This is a genomic window from Tsukamurella asaccharolytica (assembly GCF_007858435.1).
GTDB lineage: Bacteria > Actinomycetota > Actinomycetes > Mycobacteriales > Mycobacteriaceae > Tsukamurella > Tsukamurella asaccharolytica.
On sequence record NZ_VIGW01000014.1, the window covers coordinates 21065 to 45932 of the forward strand.

The following is a 24868-nucleotide window of genomic DNA, read 5'->3' on the forward strand; positions in this document are numbered from 1 at the left end:
CACGTCGAGAAGGTTCGTCTACGGTGAGGCCATGACCGCCGACACCCGTCCCCTTGCCCTCGTCACCGGCGCCTCCCGCGGGCTCGGCCTCGCGATCGCGCGGGAGTTGGCCCCGTCGCACCGCCTCCTGCTGGGCGGCCGCCCCTCCCCCGAGCTGGACGCCGTCGTCGCCGGGTTCGACGGTGCCACGGCCTTTCCGGCCGATCTCACCGATCACGCCGAGGTCTGCGAGCTCGCGGCCCCGATCGACCGGCTCGACGTCCTGGTGCACAACGCCGGCCTCGGCCGGATCGGGCGCATCGAGGACACGCCCGCCGTCGACTGGCGCGACATGTTCGAGGTCAACCTGCTCTCCGTGGTGGAACTGACGAAGAGCCTGCTGCCCGCGTTGCGCGCAGCGGGCGGCCATGTCGTACTGATCAACTCCGGTGCCGGCAAACGTGCGAACCCCGGCTGGGCCGCCTACGCGGCGAGCAAGTTCGGGCTGAGCGCGTTCGCCGAGGCGCTCCGGGCCGAGGAGCCGGAGCTGCGGGTAACCAGTGTCTTCCCGGGACGTATCGACACCGAGATGCAGCGGGACATCTTCGCCGCCGAGGGCCGCGACTACTCCACCGAGGGGCTCCTGCGTCCGGAGACGGTGGCGGCCGCCGTCGCCCACGCCGTCGCAACCCCGGGCGACGCGCACCCGACGGAGGTCGTGCTCCGGCCCCGCTGAAGGGCTCAGCCGCGATCGGCGTCGCGCGCTGCTCCGTCTCCGTACGCGGGCAGCGTGATCGGGGACTTGTACAGGGAGTTCACCCGCTCCCCCGCCAGCCACTCCTGCAGCCGTGCGGCCTCGGCGTCGAGGGCCTTCCGCGCCGCGCGCGGGGTACCGGGCGGAAGCACCAGGGCGACGGTGCCGTCGTCCTCCTGCGTGTAGGCGCCGACGATACGGCCGTCCCACCACGCGGTCGTCCCGGCGTTGCCCGCGCTGTCGTAGATCGCGGTGGCGAAGGCGGGGTCGAGGTAGAAGGCGCGCTCCTTCCAACCCATCGGCGTGGGATCGAGCGCGGGGAGCAGTGCGGCCCACGGCTCTACCGGGTCCTCCGGGTCGACGTCGTCGGGCAGCACCCAGCCGGTGCCGCCCCGCTCCAATGCCACCGGCACCGCGCCGATCTCGGCGAGCGCGGCGCGGATCGCCGTCTTGGTGGCGCCGAACCACCACACCACGTCGGTCTCCGTGACGGGCCCGAAGGCGCGCAGGTACTCGCGTACCAGAATCGCGTAGGCCGCTGCGGCATCGGTGCGGGCGGCCTCCTCCCCGAACCAGTCGTCCGCGCGGGCCCACAGGTTCCGGTTCACCCGCCAATGACTCGCGTTGTGCCCACGCACCAGCTCCCCCGCCGCACCGAGCCAGGTGAGAACCCTGGGCGCCAAGTGCATCTCGCCGCCGTACTTCTTACCCTCGAACCGGGTGACCCGGCCGACGATTTCGGGCACCGTCTCCCTGAGGTCTTGCGCACTGAGCTCGCGCCCGCGAAGGGCCTCGAGCACTGCGTCCCGCGCCCGCGCGAGCCACGCGGCACCGTCGGCAGCGATGCCCGCGGCTTCGACGTCCTTGACGATCTTGGCGTGCTCCTGGGCCGCGACGCGATCCGACGGGCCGCTCAGCGCCGGGCCGTACAGCGCACGCGGGAAGACGAACATGGTGCGGCGCATCGCGAGTTGCTTGACGAGCGAACGCTCCTCCCAGAGCTCGCGCTCGTAGTCGTCGCGGGCGACGTCGCGCATCCGCGCGTGCACGGAGAGATAAGGCGTGGCCGGTTCCGTCGCGTGCAGCACGCCGACCGCCCGCACCGCGTCGAGCACGGAACCGGTGCGGTGCTCCGGCGCGAGCGCCTGGCGGCGTGCCAGGCGGGCGCGGCGCTCCGCATCGTCGATCAGGCGCATCCGGCGCTCCCCTCTGCCCAGGACTCCAGGCTAAGGCATCATCACTTGATCGAAATGGTATTCGATCTTGTTGTGTTATCTCGTACACGAGCGTAGAATCGGAGTAGCGAGAGGAGGTGCGATATGACGGAAAAGCACACTGCAGCCCAGTATCTCGATGCGTTGGACTTCTTCGAACGTGCCGCCGACCGCTTGGCCTCGATGAACCCCGTGATGCTGTCGTCGCAGGAAGTCCTCAGTAGTCTCCGGCGCCTCGAGCGCGCCGCACGCACCGTCCCCAGCAGCCAGCACTGGCTCACCGAGGTGGCCGTCGAACAGGACCTGCCCGCGCAGCTCGGATACACGGGCGCCAAGGAGCTCCTGGTCGATCAGCTGTCCCTCGCGGGCGTCGAGGCCCGGGATCGGATCCGCGGCGCCCGCTCCCGCGCGCCGCGGCAGGAACGCGGGTACGCGCCCGAGCCGAAATTCCCTTGGCTGGCCTCCGCCCAACGCGCGGGAGACGTGTCCGAGCGGCACGCCATCGCCATCGAGAAGGCGCTCGACGCCTGCTCCCCCAAGCTCTCCCATCCCGGCCTGCACGAACTGGAGGACATGCTGGTCACCGCCGCGGTGGGCGGGTGCACCCCGGAGGACGTGGTCATCCTCGGCCGGCGCGCGTACGAGCTCCTCGATCCCGACGGCGCCGAGCCGTCCGCCGAAGGGATCGCCCGCAAGCGCGAGCTGACCGTCGGCAAGCAGGGCGACGACCTCATGTCCGCGCTCAGCGGCGTGCTGTCGCCCGAAGCCCGCGCGCTCCTGGACACGGTGCTGGAGAAGCTCGCCCGACCGGGTGTGAACAACCCGGACGACGCGGAGCACCCCGTCGACACCGACGACGCCGAGGCGGTCGCCGCAGCCGCGAAGCGGGACCGGCGGAGCGCGGGGCAAAGGAACCACGACGCGCTCGTCGCGGCACTCCGGATCGCGATCGGGTCGGGTGCGCTCGGGCAGCACCGCGGGTTGCCGTGCATTCCGATCGTCACACTCGCGATCGATCAACTCGAGTCCGAGACCGGCATCGCCACCACGGCCACCGGTGGGCGGCTGCCGGTCGAGGATGCGCTCCGGATGATGGGCGCCAACCCCAAATACGTTCTGCTGTTGGATGTCACTTCGCGGCCGCTGTACCTCGGCCGGGAGAAGCGACTCGCGTCTGCGGATCAGCGGATTGCGCTGTACGGGTCGGAGAAGGGCTGCAGCGCGCCCCGGTGCGATGCGCCGGCCACCCGCTGCCAGGTGCATCACACGAAGGAATGGCGGGACGGGGGCGCCACCGACATCACGGTGCTGACCCTCGCCTGCGATGCCCACCACGGCAAGGTCGTCCCCAGCGACGACGTGGTGCGCCGCGGATTCGAGACCATCACCCTGCCCGCCGACGACGAGCACGCCGGCCGCGTCGGCTGGCGCCGGACCGGAGACCCCACCGGCGAGTACCGGGTGAACCACACGCACCACGCGCAGGAGCTCTACCGGCTGGCCCAGGAACATCATCGGCGGCGGCACCAGCAGTACGCGGACGCGTGGCGCGCCGAGGACGAGCGTGCGCTCTATCGGGACTTCGTCGGAACCATCCACGACGACATCGCCGCGATACTCGACGGGCCGCACGGCCCGCCGCTGCTGGAGGACCTGCTCTCCGAACACGACGCCGACAACCACTGGCGCGAGGATCCGCCGTGGCCCGCGCACGCGGCCCCCGGCTGGTCGAGCGCCGCGTAGCGGTGCGTCCAAGGACTAACGACCGGACTCCCCTGCTACGGAACGATGTTGACGAGCTTGCCGGAGACGACGATCACCTTGCGCGGAGCACCGTCGAGCAGCTCGGCGATCTTCGGGTCCGCCAACGCCGCAGCTTCGAGGGCCTCGTCGGAGGCGTCGGCGCCCACGGTGATGCGGGTGCGGACCTTGCCCTTCACCTGCACCGGGATCTCGATGATGTCCTGCACCAGCCACTGCTCCTCGGCCACGGGGAAGGGCCCGTGCGCAAGCGATTCGGCGTGGCCGAGCCGGCTCCACAGCTCCTCCGCGATGTGCGGGGCGACGGGCGCCAGCATGAGCGCGAGCGGTTCCGCGAGGGCCCGCGGCGCGCCGGCGGGGTACTCCTTGGTGAGGTGGTTGGTCAGCTCGATCAGCTTGGCGATGGCGGTGTTGTCGCGCATCTCCGCGTAGTCCTCGCGGACCCCGGCGATCGTCTTGTGCAGCACGCGCATCGACTCGTCGGACGGGGTCTCGTCGGTAACGCGGACGGCGCCGGTCTCCTCGTCGACCACAGCGCGCCAGGCGCGCTGCAGGAATCGCTGCGCGCCGACCACATCCTTGGTCGCCCACGCCCGGTCCTGATCCAACGGACCCATGGACATCTCGTAGACGCGCAGGGTGTCGGCGCCGTAGTCGCGCGCGATGTCGTCCGGCGCGACGGAGTTTTTCAGCGACTTGCCCATCTTGCCGTACTCGCGGTTGACCTCCTGCTCGCCCAGGAAGTACTTGCCGTCGCGCTCGACGACCTCGTCGGCCTGGACGTACACGCCTCGCGCATCGGTGTAGGCGTAGGCCTGGATCATGCCCTGGTTGAACAGCTTCCGGTACGGCTCGCGGGAGGTGACGTAGCCCAGGTCGAAGAGCACCTTGTGCCAGAAGCGGGCGTACAGCAGGTGCAGTACGGCGTGCTCGACGCCGCCGACGTACAGGTCGACGCCGCCGGGATCGCCCGCGCCGTTGACCTCGGGCCGCGGGCCCATCCAATAGGCCTCGTTCTCCTTGGCGCAGAACGCCTCAGAGTTCGTGGGATCGACGTACCGCAGCTGGTACCAGGAGCTGCCCGCCCACTGCGGCATGACGTTCGCGTCCCGTGTGTAGTCCTGGAGGCCGTCACCCAGGTCCAGCTCGACGTGCAGCCAGTCGGTGGCCTTCGCCAGCGGGGGAGAGGGCTGCGAGTCCGCATCCTCCGGGTCGAAGGCCACGGGCGCGTAGTCCTGCACCTCCGGAAGCAACACGGCCAGCTCGGATTCCGGCAGCGCGTACGGCGCACCGTCGGCGTCGAAGACGATGGGGAAGGGCTCGCCCCAGTACCGCTGCCGCGCGAACAGCCAGTCGCGCAGCTTGTACTGCACGGTGCCGTGACCCGCACCGGTCCTCTCCAGGTAGGCGATGACCGCGGCCTTCGCGTCGGCGATGGGGAGCCCGTTGATGTCCAGCTCCGCGTTCGCGGAGTTCACCGCGGGGCCCTCGCCGATGTACGGCTCATCGGCGACGCCGTCCTCGCTGCCGACCACCTCGACGATGGGCAGGCCGAACTTCGTGGCGAACTCGTGATCGCGCACGTCGTGACCCGGCACGGCCATGATGGCGCCGGTGCCGTAGCCCATGAGCACGTAGTCGCCGATGAACACCGGCACCTGCTCCCCGTTCACCGGGTTCGTCGCGGTGGTGCCGAGGAAGACACCCGTCTTCTCCTTGCCCTCCTGGCGCTCCAGGTCGGACTTCGCGGCGATCGACGCGCGGTACGCGGCGACGGCCTCGGCGGGGTTCGCAGCACCTCCCGTCCAGCGCTCGTCCACGCCCGCCGGCCAGGCGTCGGCGGTCAGCTCTTCGACCAGCGGGTGCTCGGGGGAGAGCACCATGTACGTCGCGCCGAACAGGGTGTCGGGCCTGGTGGTGAAGACCTCGATCCGCTCGCCGCCGGCGACGAAGGTCACCCGCGCGCCGCGGCTGCGGCCGATCCAATTGCGCTGCATCGACTTGACCTTCTCCGGCCAGTCCAGCACGTCCAGGTCGTCGATGAGGCGGTCCGAGTAGGCGGTGATCCGCATCATCCACTGCCGCAGCTGCTTGCGGTAGACGGGGAAGTTCCCTCGCTCGCTGCGGCCGTCGGCGGTGACCTCCTCGTTGGCGAGCACGGTGCCCAGGCCAGGGCACCAGTTCACGAGCGAGTTGCTCTCGTAGACCAGGCGGTGATCGTCGAGCACGGCGCGACGTTCGGCCACCGTCAGGCCCGACCAGTCGCGGCCGTCCTCGAGGGCGCGAGCGCCGGAGGCGAACTCGGCCTCGAGTTCCGCGATGGGTCGCGCGCGGTCCTGGGCGGCGTCGTACCAGGCGTTGTAGATCTGCAGGAAGATCCACTGGGTCCAGTGGTAGAACTCCGGATCGGTGGTGGACACCCGGCGGCGCTCGTCGTGGGCCAGGCCCAGCGAGCCGATCTGCTCCAGGTAGCGCTGGATGTTCTTATCCGTGGTCACGCGGGGATGCGTGCCGGTCTGCACCGCGTACTGCTCGGCGGGCAGGCCGAAGGCGTCGAAGCCCATCGTGTGCAGGACGTTGGCGCCGTTCATGCGGTGGTAGCGGCCGAAGACGTCGGTCGCGATGAAGCCCAGCGGGTGGCCGACGTGCAGGCCCGCGCCCGACGGGTACGGGAACATGTCGAGGATGAACAGCTTCTCCGTGGGGAGAGCACCGTCGCCCCGGAGGGGGCCGACGGGGTTCGGGGCGTTGAAGACGCCACCGTCGCGCCACCGATCGCGCCACCGCTGCTCGATGGCGCCCGCGAGCTCGGCCGTGTACCGGTGGGCGGGGCCGGCCGAGGGGGACTGTTCAACGTTCTGGGTCACCCCACCAGCCTAAATCGTGCCCCTGGTCGGACGAAATTCGCGCCGAACCTACACTGGAGGGGTGTTCGTGCTGGTTGTGATCCTCGCCCTGGCCGCTGTGGCGGCCGTCGTCGTGGGCGGCGCCGGGCTCGCCGGCCGCCTCCCGGAGAACGGTGTCGTGGGAGTCCGCACCGAGCAGACCCTCTCGGATCCACTTCTCTGGCGCACGGCGAACCGCGTCGCCGGACCCAGCTTGGTGGCCGCGGGCGTCATCTTCGGCGGCGGCGCGCTCGTCGGCCTCGCGATGGACGCCCCGTGGTCGTACGTGGCCGTCGGCGTCGCGGCGGTCGCGGGCCTGTTCCTCGCGGGCTTCGGTGCCCTGCAGGGGTCGCGCGCGGCGTCGATCCAGGCGCGCCTGCAGATGCCCGAGGCCACCTGCTGCAGCGCCGACGAGGCACCGTCGGACGTCCCTGCGGCGGACTGCGGCGTGACCGGCGGCTGCGGCGCGTGTGCCCTCAAGGGCATGTGTGACCACGAGGCGCGCCCCGCTTAGGCGATGCGGACTCTTCTCGGCAAGCTCTCCATCGACGGCTTCATCCTCGCGATCTTCGCCGCCGTGGGCGTCGCGGCGCTGTTCCCCGCGGAGGGCCGCGCGGTGCCTGTGGTCGACGGTGCCGTCACCGTCGCCATTGCGATCCTGTTCTTCCTGTACGGAGCGCGGATCCAGCCGAAGGAGGCCCTGGCCGGCCTCAAGCACTGGCGCCTGCACGCGGTGATCCTGGGCTTCACCTTCGTGGTCTTCCCGATCATCGGGGTGCTGCTGCGGTTCGCGCCGGAGGTGCTGCTGCGGCCCGAGCTGTACGCGGGAGTGCTCTTCCTGACGCTGCTGCCGTCCACGGTGCAGTCGTCGATCGCCTTCACCTCGATCGCGGGCGGCAACGTACCCGGTGCGATCGTCAGCGCCTCGCTGTCCAACCTCCTCGGCGTCTTCATCACGCCGCTGCTGGTGCTGGCGCTCATGGCGACCACCGGCGAGGTGCAGTTCCACAGCAGCTCGATCGTGGACCTGTGCCTGCAGCTGCTCCTGCCCTTCCTCCTCGGCCAGTTGCTGCGACCGTGGGTGGGGGAGTTCGTCGCGAAGCACGCCGCGGCGCTGAAGTACGTGGACCGCGGTTCGATCGTGCTCGTGGTCTACGCGGCCTTCTCCGCCGGCATGCGCGAGCACATCTGGAGCCAGGTCTCCTGGGTGGGTGTGGTGCAGCTGATCGTGCTGTCCGTCGCGCTCGTGGCGGTGATGCTGGTACTCACTCGGACGACGGCGGAAAAGCTCGGCTTCGACCGCGCGGACATGATCGCCGTGCAGTTCTGCGGGACCAAGAAGTCCATGGCCACGGGGCTACCGATGGCGGCCGTCCTGTTCGCCGGGCAGCCCGTCGGACTGCTCGTGCTGCCGCTGATGATCTTCCACCAGATCCAGCTGATGATGTGCGCCTGGCTCGCCGCGAAGTACGGGCGCGAGCTCGAATCCGAGCCCGTATCGACGTAGGGCCGCGTCCACCCCCGTCAGAGAATCGCCGCTCGGGTCTACCGGGCCCTCAATCGCGGGAAGGCTCCGATTCCCGGCGGCGGCGAGCACCGGTGGCGGTTCGCCACAGCACGAATATCGCGACCGGGACGACGAGGAGGTCTACCACCGGATCCATCGCGTCGATCGGATTGCTGTAGTACATGAACGCCTGGTAGTCGCCGAGGAGTTGCCCGATCAGCGGGACGATCGCCGCGCCGAGATACGCCCACCGCTCACCGAGGATCACCGCGAGGGCGAGTATCGGGTAGACGACCGCGAGACCGGCGCTGGCGGCCGCGGCCGCGGGGGGCAGTGAGCCTATACGGGCGACGTGCACCAGCGCCGACAACGTGAGGAGAGCCCCGACGAGGTGTCTGGCCCGGGGAGGCCCGCTGAGCACACTGGCGACGGTGGTCATCTCGCAGCTCCGTAGTCCGTCTTGCGCCTCCTACGTTACGACAGCACACGTCCACCCATGATCGATGTGTGATCCAGATCACACTGACGCACGGGTCGGCCGCGAAGGTCAGTTGAGGGAGACGTCCACCGGGTGGGTGGCGAGCAACGCGGTCGGGAGTCCCTGACGGCGCAGAACCCTGCCCCACAGGTCCACGCGCGCGGGCACGAGCACGTCGGTGTGCAGCGAACCGCAAGTGATCCAGTCTTTGCGCTCCAGCTCGTCGTCGAGCTGACCCATGCCCCAGCCGCTGTACCCGGCGAAGACGCGGACGCCGTCGAGCAGCTCGTCCATCATGTCCACATCCGAGTCCAGGTCCACCAGGACCACGCGGTCGGTCACCGGCTGCAGGCCGCGGATGCCGCTCGCGTCCATACCTGCCTTGACCACGCCCAGGCACAGCGCCGCGGACTGGTTCACGGGTCCACCGACGAAGACGGCCTTCGGCTTGGCCGCCAGATCGTGCCACCGGGGGAGCACCCCGTGCACCGCGGACTCGCTGGGGCGGTTGAGCACCACGCCGAGACTGCCCGACTCGTTGTGCTCGATGAGGTAGACGACGGTCCGCGCGAAGGTCGGCTCGATCAGCTCGGGGGCGGCCACCAGGAGGGTTCCGGAAGACACCTCGGAGCCTCCGCCCGCGGGCTCGCCGGAGGACGCGCCGTCCTGCGTCGGCTCATTCGAACGATCGGGACCCACCCGCCCATCATCGCACGCGCACCACCGTCGGGGTCCGCCGACGCGGAAGCCTTCGCGCCGATACGCTCTAGCGCGTGACAACCAGCCGGCGGGATGCCCCTATAGCCGCCGCGAAACCCGGGTGGCGAACCTTCCGCGACCTGCCCGACCTGCTGCGTCTGCTCGGCGTCCGACTCCTGAGCCAGTACGCGGAAGGTCTGTTCCAGGCGGGGCTCGGCACAGCCATCGTGTTCAACCCCGAGCGCAACGCCACGCCCGCCGCCATCGCCACCGGCCTCGCGGTACTGCTGGTTCCCTACTCGGTGATCGGGCCCTTCGCCGGCGCCCTGCTCGACCGCTGGGACCGGCGCCGCGTCTTCATCGTCGCCAACCTCGTCCGCGCGGTCCTCATCGCCGCGTGCGCTGCCGTGCTCGCGTCGGGGGCGGGGGAGACGGCGATCTTCATCGTCGCGCTGGCCGTCGGGGGCGCGGGCCGCTTCGTGGCCTCTGGACTCTCGGCCGCGCTGCCGCACGTCGTCGACCGGCCGCACCTCGTCGCGGTCAATTCGCTCACGACGACTCTAGGCGCGGGAGCGACCGCCCTGGGCGCCAGCACGGCCGTCGGGCTGCGGGCGCTCTTCGGCTCCGACGACGTGGGCGGCGCCGGCGTGCTCGCGGGCGCCGTGCTCGTCGCGATCCTCGGTGCGTTGCTCGCCACCCGGTTCCGCGCGGGGGTGCTCGGCCCCGATCATGACGTCTCGGGCAAGCACGAGAAGCCCGAGACCGCTCTCAGCGACGTGGCCACCGGCCTCGCGCACGGCGCGCTCGCCGCGTGGCGCGCACCGTCGGTCACGGCGGCCCTGACCGGTATGGGGGCACACCGCATCGTCTTCGGGTTCAACACCCTGATGCTGCTCCTGCTCACGCGGCACCACTTCACGGACGGGACGCTGGGCCTCGCGGGCTTCGGTGCGATCGCCGGCGCGGTGGCGGCGGGCATGTTCGTCGCCGCCGTGCTCACGCCCCTCGCGGTGGCCCGCTGGGGCCGCCGCAACACCGTGGTGGGCGCGCTGGTCGCGGCCTGCCTCACGCAGCTCACCGTGCTCACCCTGAATTTCCCGGTGCTGGTGGCCGCCGCGGCGCTACTCGGCCTCGCCGGGCAGGTCGTCAAGCTCTCGGGCGACGCCGCGATGCAACTGGACGTACCCGACGAACGCCGCGGGCAGGTCTTCGCCTTCCAGGACGCCCTGTTCAACGTGACCTTCGTGGGCGCGGTCGCGTTCGCCGCCGCAGTGGTCCCGTTCGACGGGGTCTGCCGGCCCCTCGCCGGCCTCGGCGTGCTCCTCTACGCCGTCGCGGTGGGCCTCGTCGTCCTCCTGTACCGCCGCACGGGAACCCCGGAGGCCGCCGGCGCGTCCAATTGATATGGGGGACGAACTGCTCGAGTACTGGTTCGGCGACGGGGCGGGCCACGTCACTCGCTGGACCTCGCCCGCGGTGCACGGGGCCGTGCTGCTCGATTTCGACGGGGACGGCCGGCTCGACGACGCGATGCTCGACCTGGACGGGGACGGCCGCGCGGACGTGGCAGCGCTCGATCTCGATGACGACGGAGCCCGCGAGGCCGCCTTCCGCGACGACGGCTCCGGCCGCTGGGCGCAGCCCACGACGGCCCCCGCCGCGGGATCGGGGTCGACGGAGCCGGGCAGCGCGGGCACCCCGGCGCGCGCGGCACCGTCGGCCTGCCCGATCCCGGGGGTCACGGGCGCGCGGGGCCCCGAGCCCGAGAAGTCCGTGCAGGTCACGCCGGTCCCCGTGGAGCCCGGTCAGCCGGCCCGGCAGGCCGTCGCGGACGCGGACGCCGACGGTGCGCCCGACGTCCTGGTCTTCGACTCCGACGGAGACGGGGCCGCGGACGGCGCGACCAATCTGCGCGCGCGGTGACCGGGACGCCCACTCAGCTCTGCCGCGCGGCCCACCATCTCGTCAGCTCCGCCTCGGCCTCGTCGCGGTCGAGGGGGCCGCGGTCCAGCCGCAGCTCCTTAAGGAACTTCCACGCCGCGCCGACCTCGGGGCCGGGCTCCAGCCCCAGCAGCTCCATGATCGCGTTCCCGTCGAGATCGGGCCGGACGCGGGCGAGGTCCTCCTTGGCGGCGATGGCGTCGATGCGCCGCTCGAGCCCGTCGTAGGTGGCCTGCAGCCGCGCGGCGCGCCGCTTGTTGCGGGTCGTGCAATCCGCGCGGACCAGCTTGTGCAGCCGGGGGAGCAGGGGTCCGGCGTCGGTGACGTAGCGGCGCACCGCGGAATCGGTCCACTGCCCGTCGCCGTAGCCGTGGAAGCGCAGGTGCAGGAACACCAGCTTCGCGACGTCCTCGATCACGGCCTTCGGGTAGGCGAGCTCCCGCATGCGCTTGCGCACCATCTTCGCGCCCACCACCTCGTGGTGATGGAAGGAGACGCCGCCGTTCGGCTCGTGCCGGCGGGTGGCGGGCTTGCCGATGTCGTGCAGCAGCGCCGCCCAGCGCAGCACCAGGTCGGGGTCGGATTCCTCCAGGTCGATGGCCTGCTGCAGCACCGTCATCGAGTGCCAGAACACGTCCTTGTGCTGGTGGTGCTCGTCGATCGCGAGCTTCATGCCGGGGATCTCCGGGATCACACGCTCGGCGAGCCCGGTGTCCACGAGCAGCACGATCCCGTCGACGGGATGCGCGCCCAGGATCAGCTTGTCCAGCTCCGCCCGGACCCGCTCGGCCGTGATCCGGTCGATCTCCGGCGCCATGTCCGTCATCGCGGCTGATACGCGCGGAGCCACCGTGAAGCCGAGCTGGGAGACGAACCGGGCCGCGCGGAGCATCCGCAGCGGATCGTCGGTGAAGGACTCCTCCGGCGTCGCGGGCGTGTCGATCTCGCCGGCGAGCAGCGCGTCGAGCCCGTTCAGGGGGTCCTGGAAGTCCTCGGCGCCCTCGCGACCGATGCGCACGGCCATCGCGTTGATGGTGAAATCGCGCCGCACCAGGTCGTCGCGCAGGTTGTCGCCGAACTGCACGACGGGATTGCGGGTGACGCGGTCGTACGCCTCGGCGCGATAGGTGGTGACCTCGATCTGCTGGTCGGCGAACGCGGCGCTCACCGTGCCGAACTCGATGCCGGTGTCCCACATCGCGTCGGCCCAGCCGCGCAGGAGGGCCTGCACCTCCTCGGGGCGGGCGTCGGTGGTGAAGTCCAGATCGCTCGTCAGCCGGCCGAGCAGCGCGTCGCGGACGGAGCCGCCCACGAGGTACAGCTCGTGGCCCGCATCGGCGAACCGGGCGCCCAGCGGGGCCAAGACGTCGGACAATCCGCGCAGCGAGATCTGCGCCGCCGCCAACAGGCGGGTCCGGCGTTCGGCGCGCGGGTCCGCCGGGCCGGCGGGGGGGCTTTCGGTCACGACCGACCAGTCTACTGCCGGAGGGAAAACACGACGGTGGCGTATAGGAGCGCAACCGGCCAGTAGCATCGGGGGGTGACCTCCGCCGAATCCGCCGACTCCTCGGGCCGCCCGCAGCGCCCGGGTCCCGTCGGCGACTCCGCTGGCGGGACGCCCTCCCGGCCGCGGCGACGCCGCCGGCGCGGGGGCCGCGGACGCGGGCGCGGCCAGCTGTCGGCCGTCACCGAGCAGCAGACGGCACCGGAGACCGACGGCGCACCGTCGGAGCCCGCCCCGGCCGCGAAGCCCGCACGCAAACAGGGCACCCCCACCTCGAAGGCGAAGCGCCCGGCCCCCGGCCGCGCCCGCCCCGATCCGCGCATCCGAACGGTCCGTGAGACCTCCGCCGGCGGGCTCGTCGTCGCGGGCCTCGACGGTGACGACGAGTTGCGGGCCGCGCTCATCGGGCGGATCGACCGCCGCGGCCGCACCCTGTGGTCCCTGCCGAAGGGGCACATCGAGGAGGGCGAGACCGCCGAGCTGACCGCGATCCGCGAGGTCGCGGAGGAGACGGGCCTCACCGGCTCCGTGCTCGCGCCGATCGGCAAGATCGATTACTGGTTCGCCGTCGAGGGGCGCCGTGTGCACAAGACGGTGCACCATTTCCTGCTCTCCTGGCAGAGCGGCGACCTGTCGACCGAGGATTACGAGGTCTCCGAGGTGGCGTGGGTGCCGCTGGCCGAGCTCGCAACCCGCCTCACCTACTCCGACGAGCGCAAACTCGTCGCCGCCGCGCGCACCGTCATCGACGACCTCTCGTCCGACCCGGACGAACTGGCCGCCCGGGTGGCGGCCGCCCCGCGCAGCGAGCCCTCGGCGTACGAGCGCGCCGCGGCCGAGCGCAACGCCGTGCGCAACGATCCGCCCAAGCCCCGGCGGCGCCGGGGCGGACGGCGTGCGCGCGGGCGGCGCGCCGGTGGGAGCGGCGGGGGCGGTCAGACGTGACCCGGTCGGCTCGCCTGCTGTGCGTGCTGACGCTCCTGATCGCGATCACCGGCCTGCCCGCTCCCAGCGGGGCGGGACTCCCGGACGCGCAGTTCGTGCGGATCAACGTCGACGAGGTCACCTCGCGGATCACCGACACCTCACCGAACGAAGTCGTCCTGCGCGGCACCGTCGAGAACTTCGGCGACCGCGACGTGAGCGACCTCGACCTACGGATCCAGCGGGCCCCCGCGGTGTCGACGTCCGCACAGCTGCGCTCCGACCTCGTCGCCGACAACAACGTCTACGACACCCTGGGCCGGTTCGAGCCCGTCTCGACGGTGCTCAAGCCGGGGCAGCGGACGTCCTTCCGCGTCGCCATCCCCGTGCGGCCCACGCCGACGACGCGCGGCGCCACCCTCGGCATCGACCGGCCCGGCGTGTACCCGCTGCTGCTCAACCTCAACGGCAAGCCCGCGTACGGCGGCGCCGCGCGGCTCGACGACTCCCGCACCCTCGTGCCGGTGTTCGGCCTGCCCGGCGGGGGCGCCGACACCGCGGGGGCCGTCAATAGGCCGGTCACGACCTCGCCCGCGCAGGTCACCCTGCTGTGGCCGCTGGCCGACAACCCGAAGCTCGCCGGCGGCGTCCCCGGCAGCGGCGGCGACACCCCGGTTCGGCTGGTCGACGATGCGCTCGCCGGATCTCTGGCCGAGGGCGGCCGCCTCGACGGCCTGTTGTCGGCGTACGAGGAGGCCACGCGCGGCCCCGATCCGCGGCGCACCGCGCTGCGCACCGCGGCCTGCCTCGCCGTCGATCCCGACCTCCTGGTCACCGTCCAGGCGATGACCGCGCCGTACCGCGTGGCCCGCAACCCCGCCGATCCGCGCGGCCCCACCTCCGCCGGCACCGGCAGCGACGCAGCGAGCGCATGGCTGGACAAGCTCAAGCGGGTCGCCGCCGACTCGTGCGTCGTCGCGCTGCCCTTCGGCCAGGTCGACCTCGAGGCGCTCGGCCGCTCCGCCGAGCCCTCGCTCCAGCGCGCAGCGCTCGACACTCCGTCCGATGTCATCGACTCGATCCTCGGCGTGCAGTCGGTGCGGGGCATCGCGATCCCGGCCTCGGGGATGCTCCTGTCCGACGGTGCGCGGCAACTCCGAGCCTCCGACGTCTCGGCCACCGTCGTCGCGGCCACCGCGGTCCGCGCCCCCGACCGGGGCGCCGGCACCCCGTCGGGCATCGTCCCGGTGGGCCAGGGCATCGGCGCGGCCGTGTTCGACCCGAGCATCTCCGCGGCGCTCGCCGCGATGGGCGGCGTCCCGGACGGGGCGGAGCGCGGCGTCGCGCCCGGCCCCACGGGCACCGTGCCCACGGCGTCGACCTTCACGATCTCCGAGGAGTCCGCGGTGATGCGGCGGCAGGCGGCCGTCGGCGCGGTGACCGCCGCGGCGCTCGACCCGACCCAGCGCTATACGCCGGACGGCGGGTGGGCGGCGAGCACCGCCGACGACCCCGTCGCGCAGGTGACCGGGCGCTCGACGCTGATCGTGCCGCCCCAGGTCTGGGCCGCGGGACCCGAGGACGCCCGCGCCGTGCTCGACGCCGTCTCGACCCAGTTCAGCGCGGGCATCGCCGACCCGCGCACGTTCCGCGACGTGGCCGCTTCGGCCCAGTCGACGGGGCGCGACCCCGCGCGCAACGCCGCGCCGTGGGCGCTGCGGCAGCCGTCCGGGACCGCGGCCTCGCGGGTCCCCGACCACATCGTCACGGCGGCCGCGGCGCATGTGCGCCAGGTCGACCAGCTCGGGGCGTCCCTGCTCCCGCTGCCGAAGACGCCACTGACGCCCCGGATGTACACCTCGCCGCTGCGGGAGGACGCGGTGCGCGCGCTGCGCTGGGCACCCTCCCGGCAGGCGGTCGACGGGGACGCCTCGATCCGGCTCACGGCCACGCGGGCGTCGCTCGGAGCTCAGCTCGAATCGGTGCGCTTCGTCAACCCCGGCGGCGCGTACACGCTGGCCTCGGACAAGTCGCCGCTGCTCATCGTCGCGCGCAACGACCTACCGCTCCCGATCCGCACGGTGATCGACTGGTCCGCGCCGCAGGGCGTGACGATCGACGCCTCCGAGGTCCAGGAGCTGCCGGCCCGCGGCACCCGGCAGATCGAGCTGCCGACGACCGTCGACTACTCGCGCCAGATCTCGGTGCAGCTCACGCTCCGGTCGAGCAGCAATATCGCGCTGGGCGATCCGATCTCCGTTTCCGTGCATTCCAATGCGTACGGCAAATCACTGTTCTGGATCACGTGCGGCGCCGGAATCCTGCTGGTCCTGCTCGCGGGGCGGCGATTGTGGCGCCGGTTCCGCGGCCGGCCGGACCCCGCGGACGCGGACCGTCCCCCCGCGGACGAGCGCGAGAAGCGGATCGCGAACAGTTACGCTGCACATCGACCTACCGCACCGCACGAGAATCCGGACCCGAAGGACACATGAGCCGCGCCGAGCCCCGGCACATCCCGCCGAGCAGCCTTCCCGCCGCCGGCGGCGGGAAGGGCGGTGGCGGCACCGCGGGCCTGCTGCGCTCCACCGGCTCGGTCGCGGTCGCCACGCTCACCTCGCGCATCACGGGCTTCCTGCGCACCGTCCTCCTCGCGGCGATCCTCGGCCCCGCCGTCGCCTCGGCCTTCAGCATCGCCAACACGATGCCGCAGCAGGTCTCCGAGCTCGTCCTGGGCCAGGTCCTCACCGCGCTGGTGATCCCCGTCCTGGTCCGGGCGGAGATGGAGGACAAAGATCGGGGCCAGGCGTTCTTCGAGCGCCTTTTCACGATCTCCCTGACCATCCTGGGCATCGCCCTCGTCGTCTCGCTGGTGCTGTCCCCGCTGCTGGTGGGGCTGCTGGTCGGCGGCTCCAAGGTCGACGAAGGCCTGACGCAGGCGCTGGTCATCATGTTCCTGCCGCAGCTGATGTTCTACGGGCTCTCGGCGCTGTTCACGGCGATGCTCAACACCCGCGACGAGTTCAAGACCGGCGCCTGGGCACCCGTCGCCTGCAACGCGGTGCAGATCGCCACGCTGGTGACCTTCTACCTCATGCCCGGCGAGCTGACGCTGGACCCGACCGCGATGGGGCAGCCGAAGCTCCTCGTCCTGGGCATCGGCAGCACGCTCGGCGTGGTGCTGCAGGCCCTCATCCAGATCCCCGCCATGCGCCGCTCGGGGATCAAGCTGCGCCTGCGCTGGGGCGTCGACGACCGGCTCAAGCACTTCGGCAGCATGGGCATCGCGATCGTCGCCTACGTCTTCATCCTGCAGATCGGCTGGTACGCGGTCACGCCGATCCTGTCCCACGCCTCCGACGGCGGTCCCGCGATCTACCAGTACGCGTGGATGGTCCTCCAGCTGCCGTACGGCGTGATCGGCGTGGCCCTGCTGACGGCGGTGATGCCGCGCCTGTCCCGCAACGCCGCGGAGGGCAACCGGAACGCGGTCCTCGACGATCTCTCGGTGGCCACCCGCCTGACGATGGTGGCGCTGGTCCCGGTCGTGGCCTTCCTGACCGTCTTCGGTCCGTCGATCGGCCGCGCCCTGTTCAATTTCGGGCAGTTCTCCCAGGACGACGCGAACTTCCTGGGCACCGCGATCTCGTTCTCCGCGTTCGTCCTGATCCCGTACGCGATGGTGCTCATCCAACTGCGCGTCTTCTACGCCCAGGAGCGGGCCTGGATCCCCACCGGGATCGTCATCGCAATCGTCGCCGTGCAGATCGCGCTGTCGTACGCGGTACCGGCCCTCGTGGACGACGACCACCGGATCGTCGAACTGGTCGGCACCGCACGCGGGCTGGCCTACACCGCGGGCGCGATCATGGGCTGGTTCCTGCTCCGGCGGATCCTCGGGCCCCTGCACCTGACGAACGTCGCCCGCACGCTCCTCCAGACGACGACCGTCTCGATCCTGGTGACGGTGACCGTCTACCTGATCATGCGCATCGACGGGCTGCAGCGCATGGACAAGAGCGGCTCCCTGGGCGCCCTGGTCTTCCTCGCCATCGCCGGCGTGCTGTGCATGACGTTGATCTACGCGCTGCTGGCCCTATGGCGGGTTCCCGACGTGCTGGCGATCCTGGCCCCGCTGCGCCGCGTCGCGGCCCGGTTCGTCCCGGCGCTTCGTCCGGAGGCACCGTCGGAACCGGAGCGCGCGGCCTCCCGCGCACCCGACACCCGGGAACTGCGGCTCGACGAGATCGAGGCCTACGCGAGCCTGCGCCGCGAGGAGATCACCGCCCAGCTGCCGCGGATCGCCGACGACATCGGCCTCCCGTATGCTGGCAAAAGCCATGTTCCCCGGCGTCCGCGGGCGAGCGCAGAACAATCGACCACGGGCCTTCGATACCGCAGAAGAGGAGCATTCGCAGTGACCGAGGACGACTCCGCACGCAGGTCCGGCAACGAGGCACCCAGCACCGGTCAGATGCGACTGCCGTCCCCGCCGCCGGCGCACCGGGCGGACCTCCCCGCGGCGCCCGACTCCGGCGGCGCCGCCGCGTGGGGCGAGGATGCGCCGCGCGGCCCCGAGCTCATCCCGGGCGCCGTCGTCGCGGGCGGCCGCTACCGGCTGATCGAGCATTACGGCGGCATCCGCGGCCTCCAGTTCTGGCAGGCGCGCGATATCAACCTCGACCGCGACGTCGCCCTGACCTTCGTCGACTCGGAGCAAACGGCCCCCGTCCCCGAGCGCGGCGCGCAGATCAGTCTGCGCGGCGAGGGCCCGCAGTCCATCCTGTCCCGCACCCTGCGCCTGGGTCGCGTGCACTCGAACGGCCTGGCCCGCGTGCTCGACGTGGTGCGTGGCAGCTCGGGCGGCATCGTGGTGGCCGAGTGGATCCCCAGCAGCTCCCTCGCCGACGTGGCCGGCACGCGTCCGTCGGCGATCGGCGCGGCGAAGGCCGTGCGCGCGCTGGCCGGCGCGGCGGAGGGCGCGCATCGCGCCGGCGCCGCCCTCTCGATCGATCATCCGGATCGGGTGCGCATCTCGCAGGACGGCCACGCCTTCCTCGCTTTCCCCGGCACCCTGGCGGACGCCTCGAAGGAGTCGGACGTCCGCGGCCTCGGCGCCGTGCTCTACGCCCTGCTGCTCGAGCGGTGGCCGCTCGACGACGCGACCGGTCGCATCGTCACCACCGGGACGGGGACCGTCGCCGGTATCCGGCAGGCGGACGCCGACGCGAACGGCAACCCCGTGGAGCCGCGGGACGCCAAGCGCGACATCCCGTTCGAGATCTCGGCGGTCGCCACCCGCACGCTGGAGGGCGGCCAGGGCATCCGCACCGCGGCCACCGTGCAACAGCTTCTGGACCAGGCCTCCGTGGTCGACGTCAAGACCGACCTCCTCTCTCCGGTGCGCGAGGAAGCGCCCCTGCAGGCCCCGCGCCACGCACCGAAGGCCGCAGCGGATACCGCTACGCCGGCGGTGTCGCTGGACCAGCAGCCCACGCCGGCCAAGCGGATCCAGTCGAAGCAGACCCTGCTGCAGCGCATCTCGGGCGGGAAGAAGAACGTGCCGCTCCTCGTCATCGCGGCGTGCGCCCTGGCGCTGCTCGTGATCATCGGGCTCGCGCTGGTGATCACCAGCCTGACGGGCGGCAAGGATCCCCAATCGGGCGTCGGCTCGCTCTACACCTCCAGTTCGAGGTCGGACCAGAGCGCCGCGCCGGCGCCGGCGCCGGGCGTCGGAGTGCCGGTGAGGTCGACCGACGTGGCGCTGGTGGATTTCGCCTCGTCGAAGGACTCGGCAACGAACCTGTCGAACGTACTCACCGGAAGGAACCCGGCGTGGAAGACGGACACGTACCGCGCCGGGCCCGCCTTCGGCAACCTCAAGAACGGCGTCGGCTTCCTGGTGACGCTGGAAAGGCCGGTCTCGCTGACGCGCGGCACCATCACCTCGCCGAGCGCCGGCAGCACCGTCGAGGTGCGGACCGCGACGAAGGACGAGGTGAAGTCGCTCGACGAGACCTCGCTGGTGTGGTCCGGGTCGCTGCGCCAGGGCGCCAACGACTTCCACGTGAGCACCGTGGCGCCCCGCACGCGCTACGTGATGGTGTGGATCACCGGCCTGACCAAGCAGTCGGGCAACGACTGGTACACCACGATCAACCAGGTGTCGTTCCAGGGTTCCTGACATCGCCCGCCCCTGCGGTGCCGGCCTCGACGAGCGGCGGTCCGTCATCGGGCACCGAGATCACCAGCGGCCGCGCTGTTCCGACGTCCCGATAGTCGAGAAAGCGCACCCGCCATCCGGATCGAGTGCGCATCCCCGCCTCCACCCGCACCTCCTCGGGGATCTGTAGGCCGCAGGCGCGCGCATGGTCGGCCGCCGCGGCTCGCGCCTCCTCCGGGGTGCGCCCGTCCACCCCGTCGTACCTGGGACCCCCGCCGGTCCACTGGGTGAGCCCCTGATCTCTGAGCTGGGACCAGGATTCGTCCACCACCCGCTCCGGGGCGAGAGTGCCGAAGGCCGCCCACCACGATCCCGCGTCGATCCACTCGTACTCGCACATCCGTACCAGGTGGTGCAGGCCCTCGCCGCCCACCAGCCGGCCCCCGAGCGCGGCCGCGACCTCGGCGGAGCCCCCGACCGGCGGGAGCGGTGCGCCCGGCAACGGGTCCTCGTCCGCCGCGAAGGTACCGCCGTCCCAGACGCCGACCCACGAGTACCGGCCCCCGCGGACCCGGTGATCGAGGACCGCGACGTGCTCCATCCACGACGGGCCGCGCACGATCCGCTCCGCCGGGCCCGCGCCGCCGGGTACGCGCCAGCCGAGGTCTCCGCAGGACAGGACGGCGCGGTCGGGACCGAACCAGGCCAGGGTGGCGCCGGCCGTCGACGAGGCGTCGTACCTGGCGACTCCTCGGTCGCCCCCGTCGACCGCGACCCGGAAGGGCAACGGCGCGCCCGCGGCGGCCAGCACGGGCTGCGCCGCCGCGAGCAGGCACCATCGGGCGCGGATCAGCCGGAGCGGTACGAGACGGTCGGACACGAGCGGATCTTCTCCCGACGTGCTGAACACCGGCTTATCGCGGACTTGTCGGTGCGGTGCTCTACGGTGCGGGGGACGGCGCCCGCCGGGCGCCCTCGATCGGGGGGAACGAGATGATGGAGCCGGACGACGGTGTGGTGATCGGCGAGGACGGGCTGGCCCGCCCGGCGTGGGCGGCGGCCGGGCTGCTGCGCGAGTACTACGACACCGAGTGGGGCATGCCGATCCGCGACGAGCGCGGGCTGTTCGAGCGGATCGCGCTCGAGGGCTTCCAGGCGGGCCTGTCGTGGGCGACGGTGCTGCGCAAGCGCCCCGCGTTCCGCGCCGGCTTCGCGGACTTCGATCCCGACGCGGTCGCGGCCTTCGACGAGGGGGACGTCGAGCGCCTCATGACCGACGCGGGGATCATCCGCAACCGGCAGAAGATCGAGGCCACCATCGGCAACGCACGCGCCGTCCAGGACCTGCGGTCGGACGGCGGCCTGGTCGACCTGGTGTGGTCCTTCCGGCCGGAACGCACCCCCGCGCCGCGCACGATGGCGGAGGTGGCCACCACGTCACCGGAGTCGGTGGCGCTGTCGAAGGAGCTGCGCCGCCGCGGCTTCCGGTTCGTGGGGCCCACCACCATGTACGCGCTGATGCAGGCCGTCGGCATCGTCGACGACCACCTCGTGGACAGTCACCGCCGCGGCAGCTCCGGGGTGTGGACGCAGTGACCGCGGCGGCGCGGCCCGCGCCTAGTGGCCCGTGCCGCCGGCGAGGTGCCCGTACCGGTGCCGGGTGGTGCTCACGGCCTGCTCGCGCAGGACGCTGAGCAGCTCGCGGCGCCCGGAGAGCAGCACCGGCCCGCGGAGCAGGCTGTGGCCCTGGCGGGCCGCCGCGGCCGCGACCTCCGACTCCGGCTCGCCCAGCACGCGGATGCGGGCGGGCTCGGAGCGGCGGGCGAGCCCGTCCGCGTACGCCTGGGCGGTGCGCACCGGGGCGTCGAAGGGCATCGACGGGGCCTCGGGGCTCACCGTGATGTCCAGGCGGGTGCCGGTGCGCGCGGCGGCGAGCTGCAGCCGCACGAGGTCGCGCGGGCGGGCCCCGGCGCCGACGCGCACCTCGAGCTGAGGGAGCGGACGGTACCGGAAGACGTTGGTCTCGCTGGCCAGGCCCGTGGGGTCGTGCTCGACGCCGAACTCGGCGTCCCACGCGCGGGCGTCGGACGCGGCGGCGGCGTGCAGCCAGCGCACGTCCTCCTCGCCCAGGCCCTGTGCCGCGGTGATGATGCGCTCGCCGAAGACGGTGGGCGCGACCTCGGGCGCGGTCGGCGCGGTCGTGTCGGACCAGCGGCCGAACTGCGCCACGTAATTGGGGCCGCCGGCCTTGGCTCCGGGACCGATCGACGAACGCTTCCACCCGCCGAAGGACTGGCGCTGCACGATGGCGCCGGTCATGTGTCGGTTGATGTAGAGGTTGCCGGCCTCCACCTTCTCGCGCCAGTGGGCGATCTCGTCGGGGTCGAGGCTGTGCAGGCCCGCCGTGAGGCCGTAGCCGGTCGAGTTCTGCAGGCGCAGCGCCTCGTCGAGCGTCGCGGCCCGCATGATGCCGAGCACCGGACCGAAGAGCTCGGTGGTGTGGAACCAGCTGCCCTCGGCGACGCCGTCGAGCACACCGGGCGAGTAGAGGCGGCCCGCCTCGTCGAGCCGGCGGGGCTCCACCAGCCAGCGTTCGCCCGCCGCGGGCTCGGTGAGGCCGCGCAGCAGCTTGCCGGAGGCCGGTTCGATCAGCGGGCCGACCGTGGTCCCCAGGTCGTACCCCTCGCCCACGACGAGGGTGCGGACGGCGTCCTGCAGCTGCCCGAGGAACCGCTGCGAGGAGCCGACGCTACCCACGAGGATCGCCAGCGATGCGGCGGAGCACTTCTGTCCGGCGTGGCCGAAGGCGCTGCGCACCAGGTCGTTCACCGCGAGATCCGGATCGGCCGCGGGGGTCACGACCATCGCGTTCTTGCCCGAGGTCTCCGCGAGCAGGTCGAGCTCGGGCCGCCACCCGCGGAACAGAGCGGCCGTCTCGCTCGCGCCGGTGAGAACCACCGCGTCGGCGTCCGGGTGCGTCACCAGCCGGCGGCCGGCGTCGGCCTCGTCGGCGTTGACGAGCTGCACGAGGTCCGCGGGCACGCCGGCGGCGTGCAGCGCGTCGATCGCCGCCGTCCCGCACCGGATCACCTGCGGCGCGGGCTTGATGATCACCGATGCGCCGGCCGCGAGAGCCGCGAGGACGCCACCGAGGGGGATCGCGACGGGGAAGTTCCACGGCGGGGTCACCACGACGAGGCGGTGCGGGGTGAACGCGGCCTCGTCGTCGTGCAGATCAAGCGCGCTCTGCGCGTAGTAGCGGGCGAAGTCGATGGCCTCGGAGATCTCCGGGTCGGCCTCGGCGACGGTCTTGCCCGCCTCGTAGGCCATGACGGTGAGCAGTTCGCCGCGGCGGCGGGCCAGCTCGTCGGCGACGCGGTGCAGCAGCGCGGCACGGTCGGTCGCGGAGAGCTCGGCCCAGGCGCGCTGCGCCGTCAGCGCGGCGGCGACGGCCCCGTTAACGACCGTCGGATCCGTCACGCGCGCAGCCGGTTCGACGGTGTCGGGCGCCGCGAGGGCGGCGCGCGCCCAAGCGCGGTTCGCCGGCGTCGACGGGTCGGTGTCGGGCTCGCCGGTGAACGGCCCGTCGTGCGCGGTGATCTCCTCCACCGAGCGGTCCTGCACCCGGTTGGGCCCGTCCTGCACGGCGTGACGTCGGGCCAGAGCGGTGCGGAAGCGCTGCTCCTCCAGCGGGATCGCGCCGGGCTCGGGGCTGAACATGGAGTACAGGAAGTTGTCGCTCGACGCGTTCTCCTCGAGCCGGCGCACGAGGTAGCTGACGGCCACATCGAAGTCGCCGGAGTGGACCACCGGGGTGTAGAGGATGAGCGAGCCCACGTCGGCACGCACGGCGGCGGCCTCCATCGGCGCCATGCCCTGCAGCATTTCGATGTCCAACTGGCGCTGGACGTCCCGCTGCTCCGCGAGCTCGACGGCGTAGGCGACGGAGAAGAGGTTCTGGGAGGCGACGCCGATGCGGAGGGCGTCGGCGTTCTCCGGGCGCAGCGCGGTATCGACCATGCGCAGGTAGTTCGCGTCGACGTCGGCCTTGCTGCCATAGGTGGCGAGCGGCCAGTCGTGCACCTCGGCGTCCACCCGCTCCATCGCGAGGTTGGCACCCTTGACCAGGCGCACCTTGATCGGTGCGCCGCCGGCGGCGACGCGACGGCGCGCGAACCCGGTGAGTCGGTCCAGCGCTCCCATCGCATCGGGGAGATAGGCCTGCAGCACGATTCCCGCTGTGAGGGAGTGGAACTCGGGCTCGTCGAGAAGCGTCGTGAAGACGTCGAGCGTCAGATCCAGATCCTTGTACTCCTCCATGTCGAGGTTGACGAACTTCCCGCCGTCGCGGGCCGTCCGGTACAGCGGACGGAGGCGCTCGACGATCCGGTCCCGGTTGCCCTCGAGATCCCACGGGACGAGCTGGGCGACCACGGAGGAGACCTTGATGGAGACGTAATCCACCGAGGGGTTGGCGAGCAGCTCGTGCGTGCGGGCGAGGCGGTTGTCGGCCTCACCCTGGCCGAGTACGGCCTCGCCGAGCAGATTGAGGTTCAGCTGGACCCCCGTCTCGCGGGCGCGCTGGAGGCGACGCTGCAGATGATCGCCGTCGGCGTCGAAGACCAAGTGCCCCACCAGCTGCCGCAGGCGCAATCGCGCGATGGGCATGGCGATCGACGGTGCGATTCCCGCGGCGACGGTGCCGGCGCGGAGCAGCGCCGCGTCGACGGGACTCATGAAGGCCCGCCCGGGCGCCCCGCCGCCGGCGGCGGGGGAGACGAGGCGGCGCAGCGCCTTGGCGGCGACACGGTCGTCCTCGGGGCGGGCCACCTCGTCGACGAAGCCCATGGTGAACGCGACGCCGCTCGGATCGTGCAGCAGCGCTGCGAGACTGGAGGTGGCGGCGGCCTCACGGCGGCCGACCTCGGCGGGGCGGGGCCCGCGGCTGGTGCGTAGCCAGCGCTCGGCGCGGGCGACGGCCGCATCCGCGACGCGGTTGTCGTCGGCGGTCGGCAGGGGAGTGGACGGACGTGACGAATCGACCATGAAGGCCTCCTGAGTA

General features: G+C 72.1%; 17 protein-coding genes. 10 read left to right on the forward strand and 7 right to left on the reverse strand.

Features of this window, described 5'->3' with window-relative positions:
• Window positions 1–31: 31 nt before the first annotated feature.
• Window positions 32–715, forward strand: coding sequence for an SDR family oxidoreductase (locus FK529_RS17505; RefSeq protein ID WP_146563624.1), 684 nt, complete (start codon window positions 32–34; stop codon window positions 713–715).
• 5 nt (window positions 716–720) lie between these two features.
• On the opposite strand, the gene FK529_RS17510 is transcribed toward FK529_RS17505, so the two are convergent.
• Window positions 721–1929, reverse strand: a complete 1209-nt coding sequence (locus FK529_RS17510) for a winged helix DNA-binding domain-containing protein (protein ID WP_146563626.1) — start codon at window positions 1927–1929, stop codon at window positions 721–723.
• Between the two features lie 123 nt (window positions 1930–2052).
• On the opposite strand from FK529_RS17510, the gene FK529_RS17515 reads away from it, so the two are divergent.
• Complete coding sequence (locus FK529_RS17515; protein WP_146563628.1) at window positions 2053–3690, forward strand: HNH endonuclease signature motif containing protein; 1638 nt, start codon at window positions 2053–2055, stop codon at window positions 3688–3690.
• Between the two features lie 35 nt (window positions 3691–3725).
• Here FK529_RS17515 and leuS read toward each other — a convergent pair whose 3' ends face one another.
• Window positions 3726–6575 carry a leucine--tRNA ligase gene (gene leuS / locus FK529_RS17520; protein ID WP_146563630.1) on the reverse strand — a complete coding sequence of 950 codons (2850 nt, stop codon included), beginning with the start codon at window positions 6573–6575 and terminating at the stop codon, window positions 3726–3728.
• A gap of 61 nt (window positions 6576–6636) precedes the next feature.
• Here leuS and FK529_RS17525 point away from each other — a divergent pair, with 61 nt between their 5' ends.
• Together FK529_RS17525 and FK529_RS17530 are read left to right on the forward strand one after the other, a co-directional pair.
• Window positions 6637–7107 (forward strand): SdpI family protein, encoded by a 471-nt coding sequence (locus FK529_RS17525; protein ID WP_146563632.1) that lies wholly within the window; start codon window positions 6637–6639, stop codon window positions 7105–7107.
• Between the two features lie 3 nt (window positions 7108–7110).
• Window positions 7111–8100, forward strand: coding sequence for a bile acid:sodium symporter family protein (locus FK529_RS17530; RefSeq protein ID WP_146563634.1), 990 nt, complete (start codon window positions 7111–7113; stop codon window positions 8098–8100).
• A 49-nt stretch (window positions 8101–8149) separates the two neighbouring features.
• On the opposite strand, the gene FK529_RS17535 is transcribed toward FK529_RS17530, so the two are convergent.
• Together FK529_RS17535 and FK529_RS17540 are read right to left on the reverse strand one after the other, a co-directional pair.
• Entirely contained in the window at window positions 8150–8539 is a 390-nt protein-coding gene (locus tag FK529_RS17535; protein ID WP_146563636.1) for a hypothetical protein, read from the reverse strand.
• A gap of 108 nt (window positions 8540–8647) precedes the next feature.
• Window positions 8648–9277, reverse strand: coding sequence for a YqgE/AlgH family protein (locus FK529_RS17540; RefSeq protein ID WP_146563638.1), 630 nt, complete (start codon window positions 9275–9277; stop codon window positions 8648–8650).
• A 74-nt stretch (window positions 9278–9351) separates the two neighbouring features.
• Here FK529_RS17540 and FK529_RS17545 point away from each other — a divergent pair, with 74 nt between their 5' ends.
• Both FK529_RS17545 and FK529_RS17550 read left to right on the forward strand, forming a co-directional pair.
• The gene (locus FK529_RS17545) at window positions 9352–10680 is read left to right on the forward strand and encodes an MFS transporter (RefSeq protein WP_193559725.1); all 1329 of its coding nucleotides are present in this window, start codon (window positions 9352–9354) and stop codon (window positions 10678–10680) included.
• A 1-nt stretch (window position 10681) separates the two neighbouring features.
• Window positions 10682–11200: a hypothetical protein gene (locus tag FK529_RS17550; RefSeq protein ID WP_146563639.1), complete on the forward strand. Its 519-nt coding sequence runs from the start codon at window positions 10682–10684 to the stop codon at window positions 11198–11200.
• Window positions 11201–11213: 13 nt separating this feature from the next.
• Here the strand turns inward: FK529_RS17550 and FK529_RS17555 are convergent, their stop codons facing one another.
• Window positions 11214–12683, reverse strand: coding sequence for a CCA tRNA nucleotidyltransferase (locus FK529_RS17555; RefSeq protein WP_146563641.1), 1470 nt, complete (start codon window positions 12681–12683; stop codon window positions 11214–11216).
• Window positions 12684–12758: 75 nt separating this feature from the next.
• On the opposite strand from FK529_RS17555, the gene FK529_RS17560 reads away from it, so the two are divergent.
• The 3 genes from FK529_RS17560 to FK529_RS17570 are packed head-to-tail and all read left to right on the forward strand — an operon-like array spanning window position 12759 to window position 19827.
• Window positions 12759–13667 carry an NUDIX hydrolase gene (locus FK529_RS17560; protein ID WP_146563643.1) on the forward strand — a complete coding sequence of 303 codons (909 nt, stop codon included), beginning with the start codon at window positions 12759–12761 and terminating at the stop codon, window positions 13665–13667.
• 23 nt (window positions 13668–13690) lie between these two features.
• The gene (locus tag FK529_RS20655) at window positions 13691–16138 is read left to right on the forward strand and encodes a glycoprotein (protein WP_158635144.1); all 2448 of its coding nucleotides are present in this window, start codon (window positions 13691–13693) and stop codon (window positions 16136–16138) included.
• On the forward strand, window positions 16135–19827 hold the full coding sequence (locus tag FK529_RS17570; RefSeq protein WP_146563645.1) for a murein biosynthesis integral membrane protein MurJ: 3693 nt from the start codon (window positions 16135–16137) through the stop codon (window positions 19825–19827). Before FK529_RS20655 ends, FK529_RS17570 begins: the two co-directional genes overlap by 4 nt.
• Here the strand turns inward: FK529_RS17570 and FK529_RS17575 are convergent.
• On the reverse strand, window positions 19799–20686 hold the full coding sequence (locus tag FK529_RS17575; RefSeq protein ID WP_146563647.1) for a hypothetical protein: 888 nt from the start codon (window positions 20684–20686) through the stop codon (window positions 19799–19801). The two genes, FK529_RS17570 and FK529_RS17575, sit on opposite strands and share 29 nt — an antisense overlap.
• 113 nt (window positions 20687–20799) lie before the next feature.
• On the opposite strand from FK529_RS17575, the gene FK529_RS17580 reads away from it, so the two are divergent.
• Window positions 20800–21402, forward strand: coding sequence for a DNA-3-methyladenine glycosylase I (locus FK529_RS17580; protein WP_438947211.1), 603 nt, complete (start codon window positions 20800–20802; stop codon window positions 21400–21402).
• A 21-nt stretch (window positions 21403–21423) separates the two neighbouring features.
• Here FK529_RS17580 and FK529_RS17585 read toward each other — a convergent pair whose 3' ends face one another.
• On the reverse strand, window positions 21424–24852 hold the full coding sequence (locus tag FK529_RS17585; RefSeq protein ID WP_146563649.1) for a bifunctional proline dehydrogenase/L-glutamate gamma-semialdehyde dehydrogenase: 3429 nt from the start codon (window positions 24850–24852) through the stop codon (window positions 21424–21426).
• Window positions 24853–24868: the final 16 nt, after the last annotated feature.

Coding starts and splice junctions, on each gene's coding strand:
- FK529_RS17505 (WP_146563624.1), top strand. CDS start 32: ATGACCGCCGACACCCGTCCCCTTGCCCTCGTCACCGGCGCCTCCCGC.
- FK529_RS17510 (WP_146563626.1), bottom strand. CDS start 1,929: ATGCGCCTGATCGACGATGCGGAGCGCCGCGCCCGCCTGGCACGCCGC.
- FK529_RS17515 (WP_146563628.1), top strand. CDS start 2,053: ATGACGGAAAAGCACACTGCAGCCCAGTATCTCGATGCGTTGGACTTC.
- FK529_RS17530 (WP_146563634.1), top strand. CDS start 7,111: ATGCGGACTCTTCTCGGCAAGCTCTCCATCGACGGCTTCATCCTCGCG.
- FK529_RS17535 (WP_146563636.1), bottom strand. CDS start 8,539: ATGACCACCGTCGCCAGTGTGCTCAGCGGGCCTCCCCGGGCCAGACAC.
- FK529_RS17550 (WP_146563639.1), top strand. CDS start 10,682: ATGGGGGACGAACTGCTCGAGTACTGGTTCGGCGACGGGGCGGGCCAC.
- FK529_RS17570 (WP_146563645.1), top strand. CDS start 16,135: ATGAGCCGCGCCGAGCCCCGGCACATCCCGCCGAGCAGCCTTCCCGCC.
- FK529_RS17580 (WP_438947211.1), top strand. CDS start 20,800: ATGATGGAGCCGGACGACGGTGTGGTGATCGGCGAGGACGGGCTGGCC.
- FK529_RS17585 (WP_146563649.1), bottom strand. CDS start 24,852: ATGGTCGATTCGTCACGTCCGTCCACTCCCCTGCCGACCGCCGACGAC.